General features: G+C 28.8%; 18 protein-coding genes. 16 read left to right on the top strand and 2 right to left on the bottom strand.

Annotated features, from left to right (window positions below):
• Positions 1–3: 3 nt before the first annotated feature.
• The 6 genes from mnmG to ACI48Q_RS19610 all read left to right on the top strand — a co-directional run bounded on the left by mnmG (position 4) and on the right by ACI48Q_RS19610 (position 6,374).
• Entirely contained in the window at positions 4–1,893 is a 1,890-nt protein-coding gene (gene mnmG / locus ACI48Q_RS19635) for a tRNA uridine-5-carboxymethylaminomethyl(34) synthesis enzyme MnmG (protein WP_474920812.1), read from the top strand.
• An 11-nt stretch (positions 1,894–1,904) separates the two neighbouring features.
• Positions 1,905–2,624, top strand: a complete 720-nt coding sequence (gene rsmG, locus ACI48Q_RS19630; protein WP_474920811.1) for a 16S rRNA (guanine(527)-N(7))-methyltransferase RsmG — start codon at positions 1,905–1,907, stop codon at positions 2,622–2,624.
• A 102-nt stretch (positions 2,625–2,726) separates the two neighbouring features.
• A complete protein-coding gene (locus tag ACI48Q_RS19625) occupies positions 2,727–3,506 on the top strand; it encodes a ParB/RepB/Spo0J family partition protein (protein WP_474920810.1) in 780 nt (259 codons plus the stop codon).
• Between the two features lie 685 nt (positions 3,507–4,191).
• Entirely contained in the window at positions 4,192–4,965 is a 774-nt protein-coding gene (locus ACI48Q_RS19620) for a ParA family protein (protein WP_474920809.1), read from the top strand.
• Positions 4,965–5,825, top strand: coding sequence for a ParB/RepB/Spo0J family partition protein (locus ACI48Q_RS19615; protein WP_474920808.1), 861 nt, complete (start codon positions 4,965–4,967; stop codon positions 5,823–5,825). The genes ACI48Q_RS19620 and ACI48Q_RS19615 overlap by 1 nt, the downstream gene beginning before the upstream one ends.
• A 39-nt stretch (positions 5,826–5,864) precedes the next feature.
• Positions 5,865–6,374, top strand: a complete 510-nt coding sequence (locus ACI48Q_RS19610) for a DUF4446 family protein (protein ID WP_474920807.1) — start codon at positions 5,865–5,867, stop codon at positions 6,372–6,374.
• A gap of 126 nt (positions 6,375–6,500) precedes the next feature.
• On the opposite strand, the gene yyaC is transcribed toward ACI48Q_RS19610, so the two are convergent.
• Both yyaC and ACI48Q_RS19600 read right to left on the bottom strand, forming a co-directional pair.
• Complete coding sequence (gene yyaC, locus ACI48Q_RS19605; RefSeq protein ID WP_474920806.1) at positions 6,501–7,112, bottom strand: spore protease YyaC; 612 nt, start codon at positions 7,110–7,112, stop codon at positions 6,501–6,503.
• A gap of 66 nt (positions 7,113–7,178) precedes the next feature.
• Positions 7,179–8,333: an aminotransferase class V-fold PLP-dependent enzyme gene (locus tag ACI48Q_RS19600; RefSeq protein ID WP_474920805.1), complete on the bottom strand. Its 1,155-nt coding sequence runs from the start codon at positions 8,331–8,333 to the stop codon at positions 7,179–7,181.
• Between the two features lie 230 nt (positions 8,334–8,563).
• Here ACI48Q_RS19600 and yedF point away from each other — a divergent pair, with 230 nt between their 5' ends.
• From yedF to rplI, 10 genes are all read left to right on the top strand, one after another.
• Positions 8,564–9,160, top strand: coding sequence for a sulfurtransferase-like selenium metabolism protein YedF (gene yedF, locus ACI48Q_RS19595; RefSeq protein WP_474920804.1), 597 nt, complete (start codon positions 8,564–8,566; stop codon positions 9,158–9,160).
• A gap of 24 nt (positions 9,161–9,184) precedes the next feature.
• Complete coding sequence (locus ACI48Q_RS19590; RefSeq protein WP_474920803.1) at positions 9,185–9,436, top strand: putative Se/S carrier protein; 252 nt, start codon at positions 9,185–9,187, stop codon at positions 9,434–9,436.
• An 82-nt stretch (positions 9,437–9,518) separates the two neighbouring features.
• Positions 9,519–9,716, top strand: coding sequence for a DUF951 domain-containing protein (locus ACI48Q_RS19585; protein WP_474920802.1), 198 nt, complete (start codon positions 9,519–9,521; stop codon positions 9,714–9,716).
• A 114-nt stretch (positions 9,717–9,830) separates the two neighbouring features.
• Positions 9,831–10,118 carry a 30S ribosomal protein S6 gene (gene rpsF / locus ACI48Q_RS19580; RefSeq protein ID WP_474920801.1) on the top strand — a complete coding sequence of 96 codons (288 nt, stop codon included), beginning with the start codon at positions 9,831–9,833 and terminating at the stop codon, positions 10,116–10,118.
• A 16-nt stretch (positions 10,119–10,134) separates the two neighbouring features.
• On the top strand, positions 10,135–10,584 hold the full coding sequence (locus ACI48Q_RS19575) for a single-stranded DNA-binding protein (RefSeq protein WP_474920800.1): 450 nt from the start codon (positions 10,135–10,137) through the stop codon (positions 10,582–10,584).
• Positions 10,585–10,608: 24 nt separating this feature from the next.
• Positions 10,609–10,854 carry a 30S ribosomal protein S18 gene (gene rpsR / locus ACI48Q_RS19570; RefSeq protein WP_474920799.1) on the top strand — a complete coding sequence of 82 codons (246 nt, stop codon included), beginning with the start codon at positions 10,609–10,611 and terminating at the stop codon, positions 10,852–10,854.
• A 163-nt stretch (positions 10,855–11,017) separates the two neighbouring features.
• Complete coding sequence (locus ACI48Q_RS19565; RefSeq protein WP_474920798.1) at positions 11,018–11,335, top strand: MazG-like family protein; 318 nt, start codon at positions 11,018–11,020, stop codon at positions 11,333–11,335.
• An 11-nt stretch (positions 11,336–11,346) separates the two neighbouring features.
• On the top strand, positions 11,347–12,345 hold the full coding sequence (locus tag ACI48Q_RS19560; RefSeq protein WP_474920797.1) for a YybS family protein: 999 nt from the start codon (positions 11,347–11,349) through the stop codon (positions 12,343–12,345).
• Between the two features lie 3 nt (positions 12,346–12,348).
• Complete coding sequence (locus ACI48Q_RS19555) at positions 12,349–14,349, top strand: DHH family phosphoesterase (RefSeq protein ID WP_474920796.1); 2,001 nt, start codon at positions 12,349–12,351, stop codon at positions 14,347–14,349.
• Positions 14,349–14,792 carry a 50S ribosomal protein L9 gene (gene rplI / locus ACI48Q_RS19550; RefSeq protein ID WP_474920795.1) on the top strand — a complete coding sequence of 148 codons (444 nt, stop codon included), beginning with the start codon at positions 14,349–14,351 and terminating at the stop codon, positions 14,790–14,792. The genes ACI48Q_RS19555 and rplI overlap by 1 nt, the downstream gene beginning before the upstream one ends.
• The last annotated feature ends 42 nt before the right edge of the window (positions 14,793–14,834 follow it).

The following is a 14,834-nucleotide window of genomic DNA, read 5'->3' as shown; positions in this document are numbered from 1 at the left end:
ATGATGAAATATTTTGCAGGAGATTATGATGTAATTGTAATAGGGGCAGGACATGCAGGTTGTGAAGCGGCACTAGCCACTGCTAGAATGGGCTTTAGGACTTTAGTATGTACTTTAAATTTAGATAGTGTGGCATTTATGCCATGTAATCCGAATATAGGAGGAACTGCTAAAGGACATCTGGTAAGAGAAGTAGATGCTTTAGGTGGAGAGATGGGTATAAATATAGATAATACCTATATACAGTCTAGGATGCTTAATATATCCAAGGGTCCAGCTGTTCACTCTTTAAGAGCGCAGGCAGATAAAAAGAGATATTCTGAAAGAATGAAATATGTTTTAGAATTAGAGCCCAATTTATATTTAAGGCAATTAGAGGTTGTAAGCATAGATGTAGAAAATAAGGTAGTAAAGGGAGTATTAACTAAACATGGTGCATATTTCTCATGTAAGTCAGTAATACTAACAAGTGGAACATATTTAAAATCTCAGGTAATAATTGGTGAAGTAGTTTTAAATGAGGGTCCAAGTGGGTTATTCCCTGCTAATGAATTATCGAGTTGTTTATTGGATTTAGGAATCTCTTTAAGAAGATTTAAAACAGGAACTCCTGCTAGAGTAAATAGTAGGTCTTTAGATTTGTCAAAAATGGAAGAGCAACATGGAGATGAAAAGGTAGTGCCGTTTTCATTTATGAGTGGAGATATACAAAGAGAGCAAGTTTCTTGTTATTTGACTTACACTAATGAGAAAACTCATGAAGTAATACTTAATAATATAAATAGATCGCCATTATATAATGGATCTATAAAAAGTACAGGACCAAGGTATTGTCCATCTATAGAAGATAAGGTTATGAGATTTAGAGATAAAGACAGACATCAGCTATTTGTGGAACCAGAAGGGGAATCTACTACAGAAATGTATTTACAGGGAATGAGTAGCTCTCTTCCAGAGGATGTTCAACTTGAGATGTTAAGAACTATACCTGGACTTGAGAATGTAGAGATGATGAGAACAGCGTATGCTATAGAGTATGACTGTATAGACCCAACAGAGCTTAAATTATCTTTAGAATTCAAACATATTGATGGTTTATTTTCAGCTGGGCAAGTAAATGGAAGTTCAGGTTATGAGGAAGCAGCAGGTCAAGGTATTATTGCAGGAATAAATGCTGCATTAAAACTTAAAGGAAAAGAACCATTAATTTTAAAGCGTTCAGATGCCTATATTGGAGTTCTAATAGATGATTTAGTGACAAAAGGTACTAATGAACCTTATAGAATGATGACCTCTCGTGCAGAGTATAGATTGCTTTTGAGACAGGATAATGCTGATTTAAGGCTAACTGAAATGGGTTATGTAGTAGGACTTGTATCACAAGAGAGATATGATAGATTTATACATAAGAAAGAAACTATTGAAAATGAAATAGAGAGAATTAAAGGTATACAAATAACCAACAAAAAGGAAAATAATGAATTTTTAGAGAATATGAATTCAGCACCACTTAAAAAGCCAACTTCTCTATATGAATTAATTAAACGTTCAGAATTAGATTATTATAATGTGGATAGTATTGACCCTGAAAGAGAATTATTAGACTTTGCAGTAACCGAACAAGTAAACATAATATCTAAATACGAGGGATATATAAATAAACAGTTAGAGCAAATTAATCAATTTAAGAAGTATGAAAATAAAATTCTACCTAAAGATTTAACTTATGGTGATATTAAAGGTTTAAGAATAGAAGCTATTCAAAAATTAAACAATATTAGACCTACTAATATAGGTCAGGCATCAAGAATATCAGGAGTTTCACCAGCAGACATATCTGTTTTACTTATATATTTAGAGCAAAAGTCTAGAAGAGAAGAACTTAATAGTTAATGGAGGGTATGATGAGTTATTTTGATTTATTAAATGTAGCCTGTGAAAAGGAAGGATTAATATTAGACCAAAACAAATATAATCAATTTATTAGATATAAAGAACTTATACAAGAATGGAATCAAAAGGTTAATTTAACTGCAATAACTGAAGATGAAGACATAATAAAAAAGCATTTTATTGATTCTATAAAGGTTTTTAAATTTAGAGAAGTGATAGAAGCTAAATCTATTATAGATATAGGTACAGGTGGAGGATTTCCAGGAATACCAATGAAAATTATAAATCCACGAAGTGAGCTTGTTTTATTAGATTCACTAAATAAAAGGGTAAATTTTTTAAATGAAGTAATAAATGAATTAGACTTAAAAAATATTAAAACTATACATGGTAGAGCGGAAGATTTTGCGCAGGATGAAATATATAGAGAGAATTTTGACATTGCTGTATCCAGAGCAGTTGCTAATTTAACTGTACTTATTGAATTTTGCTTGCCATATGTAAAAGTGGGGGGATATTTTGTAGCCTTAAAAGGTCCAGCTATAGATGAAGAAATAAAAGAAGCTGAGGGTGCTATAAAATTATTAGGAGGCAACATAGAAAAGATAATTGAAGTAGAAATTGAAGATAGTAATCTAAAGCATAATCTACTAGTTATAAAAAAAATGAAATCAACTCCTAAAAAATACCCTAGAAAAGCTGGAATGATAACTAAAAATCCTTTAAAATAATGATATAAAAAGTTTTTTGTTAAATTATGTTACAAAAAAGAGGGTTTTTCATGTACCTTATAGAATGTAAAAATAAGGAAATAAATAGAGGGATGGTTCAAAATGGAGAAAGCTGTTAATTACATATCTGTAGATTCAATATGTCCTAATGCATATCAGCCTAGGATAGTTTTTAATGATGACACTATAGAAGAATTAGCTCAATCAATAAGAGTTTATGGCATAATACAACCAGTTTCTGTAAGAAAAATTACTGAGGATAATTACGAATTAATAGCAGGTGAGAGAAGATTAAGAGCAGCAAAGGTTGCTGGATTAACTACTATTCCTGCAATAGTAGTTAATATTAATGATAAGGATTCTGCAGCAATCGCACTATTAGAAAATTTACAAAGAGAAGATTTAAATTTTTATGAAGAAGCAGTTGCTTATAACAACTTAATAAAAGTACATTCTTATACTCAAGAACAGTTAGCTGTTATTATTGGGAAAAAGCAGTCAACAATAGCAAATAAATTAAGAATTTTAAAATTAGATTCTAAGGTTATTGATACACTTATAGAAAATAAACTTACAGAAAGACACGCTAGAGCATTACTAAAATTACCAACAATTGAACTACAAAAAGATATAATTAAAAAAGTTATTGAAAAGTCTTTAAACGTAAAAAACACTGAAGAGTTAATAGAAAGAGAATTATTAGCCCTTGCTAATAGTGAAATTGCATCTGACGGGAAGAAAAGAATTAAAGGTGCTTTCAGTCCAGCCATATATGTGAACACAATTAAACAGGTTTTTGACAAATATGGAGTGGATGCTAGATATAGATCTAAAGAATTAGATGATAGCATTCAAGTTACTATAACCATAAAGAAAAAATAATTGATATCTTATAAATGTTTCACGTGAAACATTTATAAGATGTTTTTTTATATATATGTTGAATTAATGTGAAGTATCATTATTACATCTATATATCATAAAAAAATATATATAAGTTGTAATTAAGTTTCTACATTATACAAATAGGGTTAAATATAAAATTAGATTAATTAGAACTTCATATTATTACTGCTCAACCGTTTCGAAACCTTGATTTACTAAGGCACTATTCAAGAAAAAATCTAAAATACAACAACTCACTACGTTCGGACAGGTTGTATTTCTTAACGATTTTTTCTTTTATAGTTCCTAAGTAAATCTAAGCTTTCTGCAAATGGTATTCACAGCAATAATATGAAGTTCAATTTCAATATTTCATAAAATAAAAAACTATTTGTATAATGTAGTTTCATTATTGAAATCTATATAATTAAATTATAAATATCTAAGTGTAAGATTACTTATAAGAATTGTATGATAGTCATTTTATAAATAAAATCGTTTAAATATATAGAAGATATTAATCATAAATATGAAGAAATATGAAAATAGTGCAAATTTATATAAAATGTACTTTAACTAATGTTTATATGCAGATATAATATAGATACAGAAATAAAAAATATAACTTTAATTTATGTTATGGAAAGAATTATTTTAAGTTAATTCTTTTGGGGGTACAAACATGAAAGTAATATGTGTTTTTAATCAAAAAGGCGGAGTAGGAAAGACAACAATAAATATAAATCTATGTTCATATTTAGCTATGAATGGGAAAAGAGTTTTAACTATTGATATTGATCCGCAGGGGAATACTACTAGCGGCATAGGAATAGATAAAAAGAAAGTGCAGAAATCACTATATAATGTTATGACAGAAGATATAGATCTTAAAGAAGTAATTAAAAAGAGTGAAACTGTTGATAATCTTTATATAGCACCTTCAACAATGGATCTAGCAGCTACAGAGGTAGAACTTATTGAAATAAAAAATAGAGAGCAGCTGTTAAAAAATAAAATAAAAGAATTAGAGAATGATTATGATTTTGTATTTATAGACTGTCCACCATCATTAGGCATACTTACTATAAATGCGCTCACAGCTAGTGATTCAGTATTAATACCTATTCAATGTGAATTTTATGCATTAGAGGGTGTTGGGCAATTAATGAATACAATACAGCTAATAAAGAAATCCTTAAATAAAAACCTTCAGATTGAAGGAGTAGTAATGAGTATGTACGATAGTAGAACTAAATTATGTAATGAAGTAGTAAGTGAGGTTAAAAAATACTTTAAAGAGAAAGTTTATGACACTTTAATTCCTAGAAATATTAAATTGGCAGAATCGCCAAGCTATGGACTGCCCATAATGTTATATGATGATAAATGTAAAGGGGCAGAAGCTTTTGAAGAATTATGTGAAGAATTTTTAAATAAACAAGAGGTGAGAAATTAGTGAAAAAAACATCTGTACTAGGTAAAGGGTTAGCCTCTTTAATACCGGAGGAAAATTTTGAAGATCATAGTGAAGAAAAAGATACAGCTCTAAATATATCTATGAACTTGATAAAGGCTAATAATGATCAACCGAGAAAATTTTTTGATGACGAAAAATTAATACAATTATCGCATTCTATAAAGGAACATGGTGTGATTCAACCTATAGTATTAAAAAAAAATGGTGATACATACATTATTATAGCTGGAGAAAGAAGATGGAGAGCAGCAAAACTGATAGGTTTAAAGGAAATACCTGCTATAATTAAAGATTTATCAGATAGAGCAGTTTTAGAAGTATCATTGATTGAAAATATAATAAGAGAAGATTTAAATCCGATAGAAGAAGCTAGTGCCTATAGAAAATTGATAGATGAATTTAACTTAACTCAAGATGAAATAGGAAAACAAGTATCAAAATCTAGAAGTGCTATTGCTAACTCTATAAGACTGCTTAATTTAGATACTAGAGTTCAAGGATATTTAATAGAGGGTATTATTACAGAAGGACATGGTAGAACCTTGTTAGCAATAACTGATAATAATCTGCAATATGATATAGCACAGAAAATTATTGATGAGAACTTAAATGTAAGGCAATTAGAAAAGTTGATAAAAGTTCTAAACAATCCTCAAAAAAGTGATCAGAATAAGAAAAGTACTGTGCTAAATCCACACTATAAAGATTTACAAACAAAATTAGAAGGATATTTCAATACAAAAATTAATATTAGTAATAATAATAATAAAGGTAAAATTGAGATTGAATATTACTCTGAAGAAGATTTAGAAAGAATATTAGATTTAATAAAGATGTAGCTTATATTTTATATTATTTAAAGAAAGGATGAATTTCTAGTGAACGAGGTATTAGCATTAATAAATGAATATGGAACAATAATAACAATTGCACTTATTGCTTTAGTTTTTATATTAATTATTGTTGTAATTGTATGTCTTACATCATTAAGTAAGCTTGAAAAGAAATATAGAAGACTTATGCGAGGAAATAATAATAAAAATTTAGAAGAGTTGCTTTTAAATTATTTAGATAAAATAGATGAAATAAAAGAAGCTGCAGATAAAATAGAAGGTATTTGTGAACATACAAGCAGTTTAACTACGGCATGCATACAAAAACTTTCAATAGTAAGATATAAGGCTTTTGAAGATGTAGGAAGTGATTTAAGTTATTCACTTGCATTATTAGATGGAAATAATAATGGTGTAATATTAACAAGTATATATGCAAGAAATGAAAGTACAACCTATGCAAAACCTATTGATAAAGGTATCTCTAGATATGATTTATCTGAGGAAGAAGAAAAAGTTTTATATCAATCAATGAATTCACAATCTAGAAGATAAAATGTTTCACGTGAAACATTTTATCTTTTTTTTATTATAATAAATTTAATATTAAGTACTTATGATTTTTTAAAATATAATATGTATAGTATATTTTAAAAAAATTATTTATAATAGAATAAAAAACTATTGAATCTCTAAATCATTTAATAAAGATGATAAGTTGTTAGTTAAAGATGAATGTTTTTTACTACCTATTGTTTTTATTATGGAATGATATATACCAGAAGATATAGCTTCAGCTAAACTCATAACAGTATATAATCTAGTATTTTGTAATACCATAAATTCAAGAGAACCTGATATGTTGACAATTCCAGTTATGCTTAAATCCCCAATTTCGGGTAAGTTTTTATTAAGAGCTGCACCTGGAGTAAGTGGTTTTGAGTCGATAATAATTTTTCCTACATTTTGTAGAGATCCTAAGGCTGCATCAACAGCGATTATAAATGGATTATTATGATTATTAAATATATAATCACAAGTAGAAGAGAGGTTCTTGGCATGAACAGGGTTTTCTAAGTTGCCATATACAAAAACTTTATCTCTATTTAAAAACTTCAATTTATCACCAACTAATGGTCCAAGGCTATCGCCAGTAGATCTATCAGTTCCAATACAAAGGATTATAATATCTCTATCATGTTTTACTACATTACACAACTCACAACATAAAAGCTCCCTTATATTGCAAATACAATCTTTAGATAAGGTATCAATAATAATTTTATTTAGCAATAGTAACACCTCCATTTATTAGAAAGTATTACCAATAACAATTATACATATACATATTTATAGATTTTAAACCATTTTTAAAACACTATGAATAGCATCAATGGTATACTTTACATCCTTAATATCATTAAAGTAACCAAAACTAAAACGCAAAGTTCCATTAGGATAACTTCCTATAGTTTTATGTGCTAATGGAGCACAATGAAGACCAGTTCTAGTAATAATTCCATATTCACTATCTAATAAGAAACCTAACTCACTATTATCTATTTTAGAAGAGTTTATAGATATAGTTGAAGTTCTTTTATTAGTATCAACATAACCATAAAGTTTTATGGTTGGAATATTAAGAACTTCTTCTAAAAAATTTCGTGTTAAATAATCTTCATGATCTTTAATGGAAGATAAACTTTGATTTTTAATAAAATTAATACCTTCTAATAAGCCCGCGACTGCAGGAGCATTCATGGTACCGCTTTCAAATTTATCTGGTAAAAAATTAGGTTGAATTATATCAGAAGATACACTTCCAGTTCCACCCACAATTATAGGTTTACAAATACTATTGAATTCATCATCTATAATAAATCCACCTATGCCTTGAGGTCCCAAAAGGCTTTTATGACCAGTAAAGGCTAGTGCATTGCAATTTAATTTTTTAAAATCAAGATCTATAACACCAGCAGTTTGTGCACTATCTATAATAAAATAAATTCCTTTTTCCTTGCAAATAGCACCTATTTCTTCAAGAGGTTGTATGGTACCAGTAACATTAGAACCATGAGACAACACAACTAACTTAGTATTATATTTAATAGTGTTTTTAAATACATCTAAATCTATTTCACCATACTCATTACATTTTATAATATCCAACTCTATCAAATCTGTAGAATGAAGTTCATTAAGAGTTCGTAAAGTACTATTATGATCCATAGACGAAGTTATTACATGCCAACCTTGTTTTGCAGCACCCTTAATAAGCATATTAAGAGAATATGTAATGTTAGGAGTAAATATAACATTTTCTTCCTTATTAAAATTAAAAAAATCAGCTAGTGCATATCTACATTGGAAAATTACTTTATTACCACTTAAAGAAGCTGTAGATGCTCCTCTACCAGGATTTCCTCCAATAGTAGTCATATAATCTATTACGCTATTATACACATTAGTTGGTTTTGGAAAAGAAGTAGCAGCATTATCTAAATAAACTTTCATTATGTACGCCTCCTATTATTAAGTTATTCAATGAATATAGATAGAACTATTTATATTACAAATAAGATTTAATTTTGCTATTTTGATATAATGTATTTATATAGGCAAGTTAGATTTACGAACTATATCTATAATAATGATACACTATAGGCTAAAAACATACACTATAAATTTAAAATATAAGGACTGAAAAAACTATAAAATAATATATATTTTAGGAGGCAAAAATTATGAGTAATATAATCGATTGTAAAGGAATGAATTGTCCATTACCTGTTATAAATACAAAAAAATATTTTGATTCTATAGGCAAGGGAAGTAGTACAACCATAGTAGATAATGAAGTAGCTAAAAATAATATTGTTAAATTTGCTAAAAGTAATGGATTTAATCATGAGGTAACTACAGAAGGAATTTTATTTCATATTAAGATAACAAAAGGTGAAAATATGGAGCAAGAAGTTAATAATATTGAAAAAGAAGAAAATAAAAAAATCTTTACAATAGTAGTTGGTTCAGATAGATTAGGAAATGGTGATGATGTATTAGGAGAAGCATTAATGAAGAGTTATATGTTTGCCTTGTCAGAAGCTAATGAAATTCCGAATAATTTATTATTTCTAAATGGTGGAGTTAAACTAGTGGTAGAAGACTCTCTAGTTCTAGATAGTATAAAAAAATTAGAGGAAAGAGGAGTAAACATACAAAGTTGTGGATTGTGTTTAGATTTTTACAAAATAAAAGAAAAATTAGCTATTGGAGAAATTACAAATATGTATGCTATAATAGAGATGATGAATAGTAGTGATAAAACTATTAAATTATAAATTTTCATCTAGGAGAAGCTATTTATGAATGATTTTTATATAATAACTTTTAATAATACTCATGAAGCTATGAAGGGGGAAAGTCTTTGTATTGAAAAAAAAATTAAAGCTACTATGATGCCAACCCCTACATATATAACTAAGAGTTGTGGTATAAGTCTTAAATTGAATAAAGATGTAAAAGAAGAGTTAGAATCTATAGTATGTAATGGGGAACTAAAATATAAGTCAATTTTCCAATTTAAAGATGGTAAATTAGCAGAAATAAACTTTTAAAAGATAAACAGGATATTAAACACCCCTAAATAAAATATATTTTAGGGGTGTTTTAGAGTTAATTTAAATAGGAGGTATGTATATGAAGGAGTTTGACCTAAATGATATAGTTGAGACAAAAAAAACTCACCCTTGTGGGAGTAATCGGTGGCAGGTAATAAGAATGGGGGCAGATATAAAGATAAAGTGTTTAGGTTGCGATAGGATAATAATGTTACCGAGAAAAAAATTTGAAAATAGCATAAAAAAGGTCATAAAAAGTGATGAAATTAGTAAGTAGAAATTTAAATTATAAATTTTAGTTGATTTATATCAGTATTAGTGATAAAATATATTGATGTAATCCCTGCTGTGTAAAACACAGCCGTCAGTCCGAGGGGAGGAGGTGAAACTAATGAGATCATATGAAACTATTTTCATATTACACCCATCATTAGACGAAGAAGCTGTTAAAGCTAACGTTGAAAAATTTAAAGGTGTAATCGAAAACAATGGTGGAGAAATCGAAAGCGTTGACCTATGGGGTAAGAGAAAATTAGCTTACGAAATAGCTAAAGTTAACGAAGGTTTTTACACATTAATCAATTTTAAATCTAACACTGAATTACCTAAAGAGTTAGACAGAGTATTCAGAATTACAGACAGTATTATAAGACATATCATAATAAATCCAGAGAACTAATATAGGTGGTGAAAGTATGAATAAAGTTGTTTTAATCGGAAGATTAACTAAAGACCCAGAACTTAAATTTACACCAGGAAGTGGAACAGCCGTAACGACTTTAACACTTGCTGTTAATAGAAGATTTAAGAAAGAGGGCCAACCAGAAGCTGATTTCATTCCTATAGTTGTATGGGGTAAGCAAGCGGAAAGTACTGCTAACTACATGAGTAAAGGTAAACTTTTAAGTGTGGCAGGTAGAATCGAAACGCGCTCATACGAAGCTAAAGACGGTACTAGAAGATATGTTACTGAAGTAATAGCTGATGAGGTACACTTCCTTGAATGGGGTGGAAATAAAGCTTCATCAACAGCGACAGCAACGAATACAAATTCTAATTTATACGATGGATCATCTTTTCCAGATGATTACTTCGGAGGGGACAATATGACTCCAGTTGCAGATATGGATGATATCCCCTTTTAATATTTAGGTGAGGAGGTAAGAACCATGGCTAATGATAGAAGAAAAGGCGGAAACAGAAAAAGAGCTAAAAGAAAAGTTTGCGCATTCTGTATAGATAAAGCTACATCAATAGACTACAAAGACATCAACAAGCTAAGAAAGTATGTTACAGAAAGAGGTAAAATATTACCAAGAAGAATTTCTGGAAACTGCGCTAAGCACCAAAGAATGTTAACAGTATCTATTAAGAGAGCTAGAAACATAGCATTACTACCATTCACAACTGAATAGTAGCAAGGCGTTGCGCATAGCATAATACTTAAAAGATAAAACCTAGTGAATTAATTTCACTAGGTTTTTAATTTTATATTAATATGGTAATATTACTCTAATGTTGCATAAATATTAAAAAAAATTTACAATAGAGTTATAGCCTATGGAAAGGATGATTCTCATGAAAAAAGATGAATTCAATATTATGTCCAACATAAAAATTATAGAGGGTCTAAAGGCGGAATTAATTTGCATCATTGGAGACTTTTTTAAACTCTTAAGTAAGGGAAGTAATATAGCTCAGGATGCTATATTAGATTGTATATCTGGTGCGATAATTATTTTGTATATTTTAGCAGAAAAATTAGGGTACTCTCATCTTGCAACAGATGAAACAATGAAGAAAAAATTAAAAGTAGGGATAGTAGAGGGGGATTCCTTAGAACGGAACGGAAAAGAGTTGAGCAAGTTATATAATCACTTAAGAGAAAGAAACTAATGGAGGAAGATATGAAAGAAAACACATATAATACTAGAGGATTAATAGAAGCTGCTCTTATGACAGCTTTTATTACAATATTGTTAATTATTACATCTTATGTTCCACTAATATCCACTATAGGAACTGTAATATTACCAATACCAATAGCTATATTATATATAAGACAAAATGGGAAAATTGCTTCAGCATGTGTTTTTGTAAGTTTTATAATAACAGCTATGATTTTTGATCCATTAACCAGTATTGGAGCAGCAATAACTTATGGAGGAGTCGGGATTACTTTAGGATATTGTTTGAAGAAGAAAAAGAGTTCTTATTACACATTAATTTTACTAATATTAGTATCTATTTTAACTTATGTATTAAATTTAGCCATAGTGGTATTATTTATAGAGAAAACTACCTTTATGAATTTTATACAAATTAACATCGATATGTTGACTAAATCTATGGATCAGATGAAGAATAATACCATAACTATGTATGAAAATATGGGAATAAGTGGAGAAAAATTACAAATTGTCAAAGGTATGCTTGAAGCAGTTAATGGAGAACTGTTTATATTAATGATACCAGCAGCAATACTATTTATTAGCTTTGTAGGGGCTTACTTTAACTTCTATATAACTAGATTAGTACTTTCTAAGTTAAGATATGAAGTAATAGATATATTACCATTTTCAAAATTTTATGTAACCAATTTAATAGGTGCAGTATTTATTGCAATTATATCTATAGGTATAATATTAAATGGAAGAGGGATTAGAGCAGGAAGATATTTATCAATTATGTTTCTTAGTATAGCTATGTTAACCTTCACATTAAATGGATTAGCAGCAATAACTTATTATTTAAGAAGGAAAAAAGGGCTAACTAAAAGTATAACCGCAGCTATAATATTAATATCAATGACATTTGGATTAGGAAATATATTCTTTTTAGTTGGATTTATTGAAATGATATTTGACTTTAGAAAACTAGACCCATATAGGATAAGAAAGGTGTAGTTTATGAATAACAAAAATTTGAGAAATGGTTTATCTTATGTTGTTGAGAAGAAACTATATATGATATTAATAGGTGTATTGATAGCTATATTATTTATAGTAGAACAATTTACTATAGGTACAATATTCTTTCTAGTATATGTAATATTAATAATATATAATATACTGACTATCAATAAAAGAAAAAAGGAATGGAGAAATTATATAGATAACATTACTTCACAAATTGATGTAGCTAGCAATACCGCATTTTCAAAGTTACCGTTTCCTATAATAATGGCGGGAGAGAGTGGAAACGTACTTTGGTATAATAGTAGCCTTGCTTCTAAGCTAGAAGGTGAAAAAATTTTAGGAAAGAATATAAAGGATTTTATAAAAGAGTTTAATGTAAAATTAGTCCTAGATAGAAAAAGAAATGAGTATATAGGAATTCAAATTAAAAATCGTTATTATGATATCTATACTAGTGTAATTGATAGTGAAAATTTAGATGAGGATGATAAAGTTATATTACTATATTTGTATGATGTTACAGAAAGAGTTGAATTAGAAGAAAAAATAAGTGAAATTAGAGAAAGTGTAATATTAATAGAGGTAGATAATTTAGATGATGTAATTAAAGCTTCAGAAGAAGGCACAGCACCACAATTGGTAGCGGATATAGAAAGGTGTATTAATAGCTATGCAAACAGCTTAGAAGCAATGGTAAGGAAATATGCATCAAATAAATATGTGTTAACCACTAAGGATAAAAATATAGAAGCTGAGATGAGTAAAAAGTTTGAAATCTTAGATACTGTTAGAGAAATAAATAGTGGAAGTAAGCTAGCAGTAACATTAAGTATAGGAGTTGGGAGAGGTGGAAAAACTCCAGCTCAAAATCAAGATTTTGCAATTACTGCTAAGGATTTGGCACTTGGAAGAGGTGGCGATCAGGCAATAGTAAAAAGCTTTGAAAAGGTATCCTTTTATGGTGGAAAAACTAAAGAAGTTGAAAAAAGAACAAAGGTTAGAGCAAGGGTTATTGGGCATGCACTACTTGACCTAGTGAATGAAAGTAGTAATATATTTATTATGGGACATAAAAACCCTGACATGGATTGTTTAGGGTCGGCACTAGGAATATATAGTGTTATCAAATCTTTGAATAAACAGTGTAATATAGTTTTAGATGGTCCATGTAATGCTGTAAAATATATGTTAGATAAGTTAAATGAAGATAATAGCTATAACGATACCTTTATAACAATACAAAAGACAAAGAGCTTAATGGATGATAAAAGTTTGTTAATTCTAGTGGATGTTCATAATGAAGGGTATGTGCTATCAATGGAGCTAGTAAATTCTATGGATAGGATTGTAGTTATAGATCACCATAGAAAAGCAAAGGATTTTATTCAAGGAACACTTTTAAGCTATATAGAGACCTATGCGTCCTCTACAGCAGAATTAATAACAGAATTAATACAATACATGGCAGATAAGCCTAAATTGAAGGAAATAGAAGCAGTAGGGTTACTAGCAGGTATATGCTTAGATACCAAAAATTTCTGTTTTAAAACAGGAGTTAGAACCTTTGAAGCAGCAGCATTTTTAAGGAGACTAGGAGCAGATACTATAGATGTAAAAAAAATATTTAGTGAAGATCTAGACTTTTATGTAACTAGATCAGAAATAATAAAAACAGCTAAAGTTAAAAATGAAATAGCCATAGCTAAATGTCCACCAGATATATTGAATGGAGTATTAACAGCACAGGCAGCAGACGAATTGTTAAATATTACAGGTATTAAATCATCCTTTGTTATTGTTAAAATGGATAATGATGCTTATATAAGCGGAAGATCCTTAGGGGATATAAATGTTCAAGTAATATTAGAATCTTTAGGTGGTGGAGGACATTTAACTATGGCTGGAGCAAAATTAAAGGATAAAACTATAGACCAGGCAGAAATTCTTTTAAATGATGCCATAGATAAATACTTAAGGGAAGGTGACAAGTAATGAAAGTTATATTATTACAAGATGTTAAAGGTGTAGGTAAAAAAAGTGAGGTTATAAATGCTTCAGATGGATATGCAAGAAATTTTTTATTTCCTAAAAAATTAGCACAGGAAGCTAATGATGTTAATATGCATATCTTAAATAAAAAGAATGAAGCTGAAAGAAAGAAAAAAACAGCTGAAATTGAAGCTGCACAAAAATTAGGAACTCAATTAAAAGATAAAGAGATAGTTATTATAGCTAAAGCTGGAGATAATGGTAAACTTTTTGGAGCGATAACAAGTAAGGATATTGCTCAAGAAATAGTAAAGCAATTAGGAATAGAAATTGATAAGAAAAAAATAGTAGTAAATACTATAAAAACAATGGGAGCTTATGACGTTGAATTAAAGCTTTATCCTGAAATAACTACTAGGATTAAAGTAATTATAAAAGAACAGTAATATTTTCCAAACCGAAGGGGGGAAAGCATAGGGAGGAGTATA

Source organism: Clostridium sp. LXY-7 (assembly GCF_056172015.1).
The sequence above is the reverse complement of the archived record's forward strand: the minus strand, read 5'-3'. Positions and strand labels throughout refer to the sequence as shown.

Bases quoted from the DNA above. Each gene is read 5' to 3' on its own strand.
- mnmG (WP_474920812.1), top strand. From the start codon at position 4: ATGAAATATTTTGCAGGAGATTATGATGTAATTGTAATAGGGGCAGGA.
- rsmG (WP_474920811.1), top strand. From the start codon at position 1,905: ATGAGTTATTTTGATTTATTAAATGTAGCCTGTGAAAAGGAAGGATTA.
- ACI48Q_RS19625 (WP_474920810.1), top strand. From the start codon at position 2,727: ATGGAGAAAGCTGTTAATTACATATCTGTAGATTCAATATGTCCTAAT.
- ACI48Q_RS19620 (WP_474920809.1), top strand. From the start codon at position 4,192: ATGAAAGTAATATGTGTTTTTAATCAAAAAGGCGGAGTAGGAAAGACA.
- ACI48Q_RS19600 (WP_474920805.1), bottom strand. From the start codon at position 8,333: ATGAAAGTTTATTTAGATAATGCTGCTACTTCTTTTCCAAAACCAACT.
- yedF (WP_474920804.1), top strand. From the start codon at position 8,564: ATGAGTAATATAATCGATTGTAAAGGAATGAATTGTCCATTACCTGTT.
- ACI48Q_RS19590 (WP_474920803.1), top strand. From the start codon at position 9,185: ATGAATGATTTTTATATAATAACTTTTAATAATACTCATGAAGCTATG.
- ACI48Q_RS19585 (WP_474920802.1), top strand. From the start codon at position 9,519: ATGAAGGAGTTTGACCTAAATGATATAGTTGAGACAAAAAAAACTCAC.
- rpsF (WP_474920801.1), top strand. From the start codon at position 9,831: ATGAGATCATATGAAACTATTTTCATATTACACCCATCATTAGACGAA.
- ACI48Q_RS19575 (WP_474920800.1), top strand. From the start codon at position 10,135: ATGAATAAAGTTGTTTTAATCGGAAGATTAACTAAAGACCCAGAACTT.
- rpsR (WP_474920799.1), top strand. From the start codon at position 10,609: ATGGCTAATGATAGAAGAAAAGGCGGAAACAGAAAAAGAGCTAAAAGA.
- ACI48Q_RS19565 (WP_474920798.1), top strand. From the start codon at position 11,018: ATGAAAAAAGATGAATTCAATATTATGTCCAACATAAAAATTATAGAG.
- ACI48Q_RS19560 (WP_474920797.1), top strand. From the start codon at position 11,347: ATGAAAGAAAACACATATAATACTAGAGGATTAATAGAAGCTGCTCTT.
- ACI48Q_RS19555 (WP_474920796.1), top strand. From the start codon at position 12,349: ATGAATAACAAAAATTTGAGAAATGGTTTATCTTATGTTGTTGAGAAG.
- rplI (WP_474920795.1), top strand. From the start codon at position 14,349: ATGAAAGTTATATTATTACAAGATGTTAAAGGTGTAGGTAAAAAAAGT.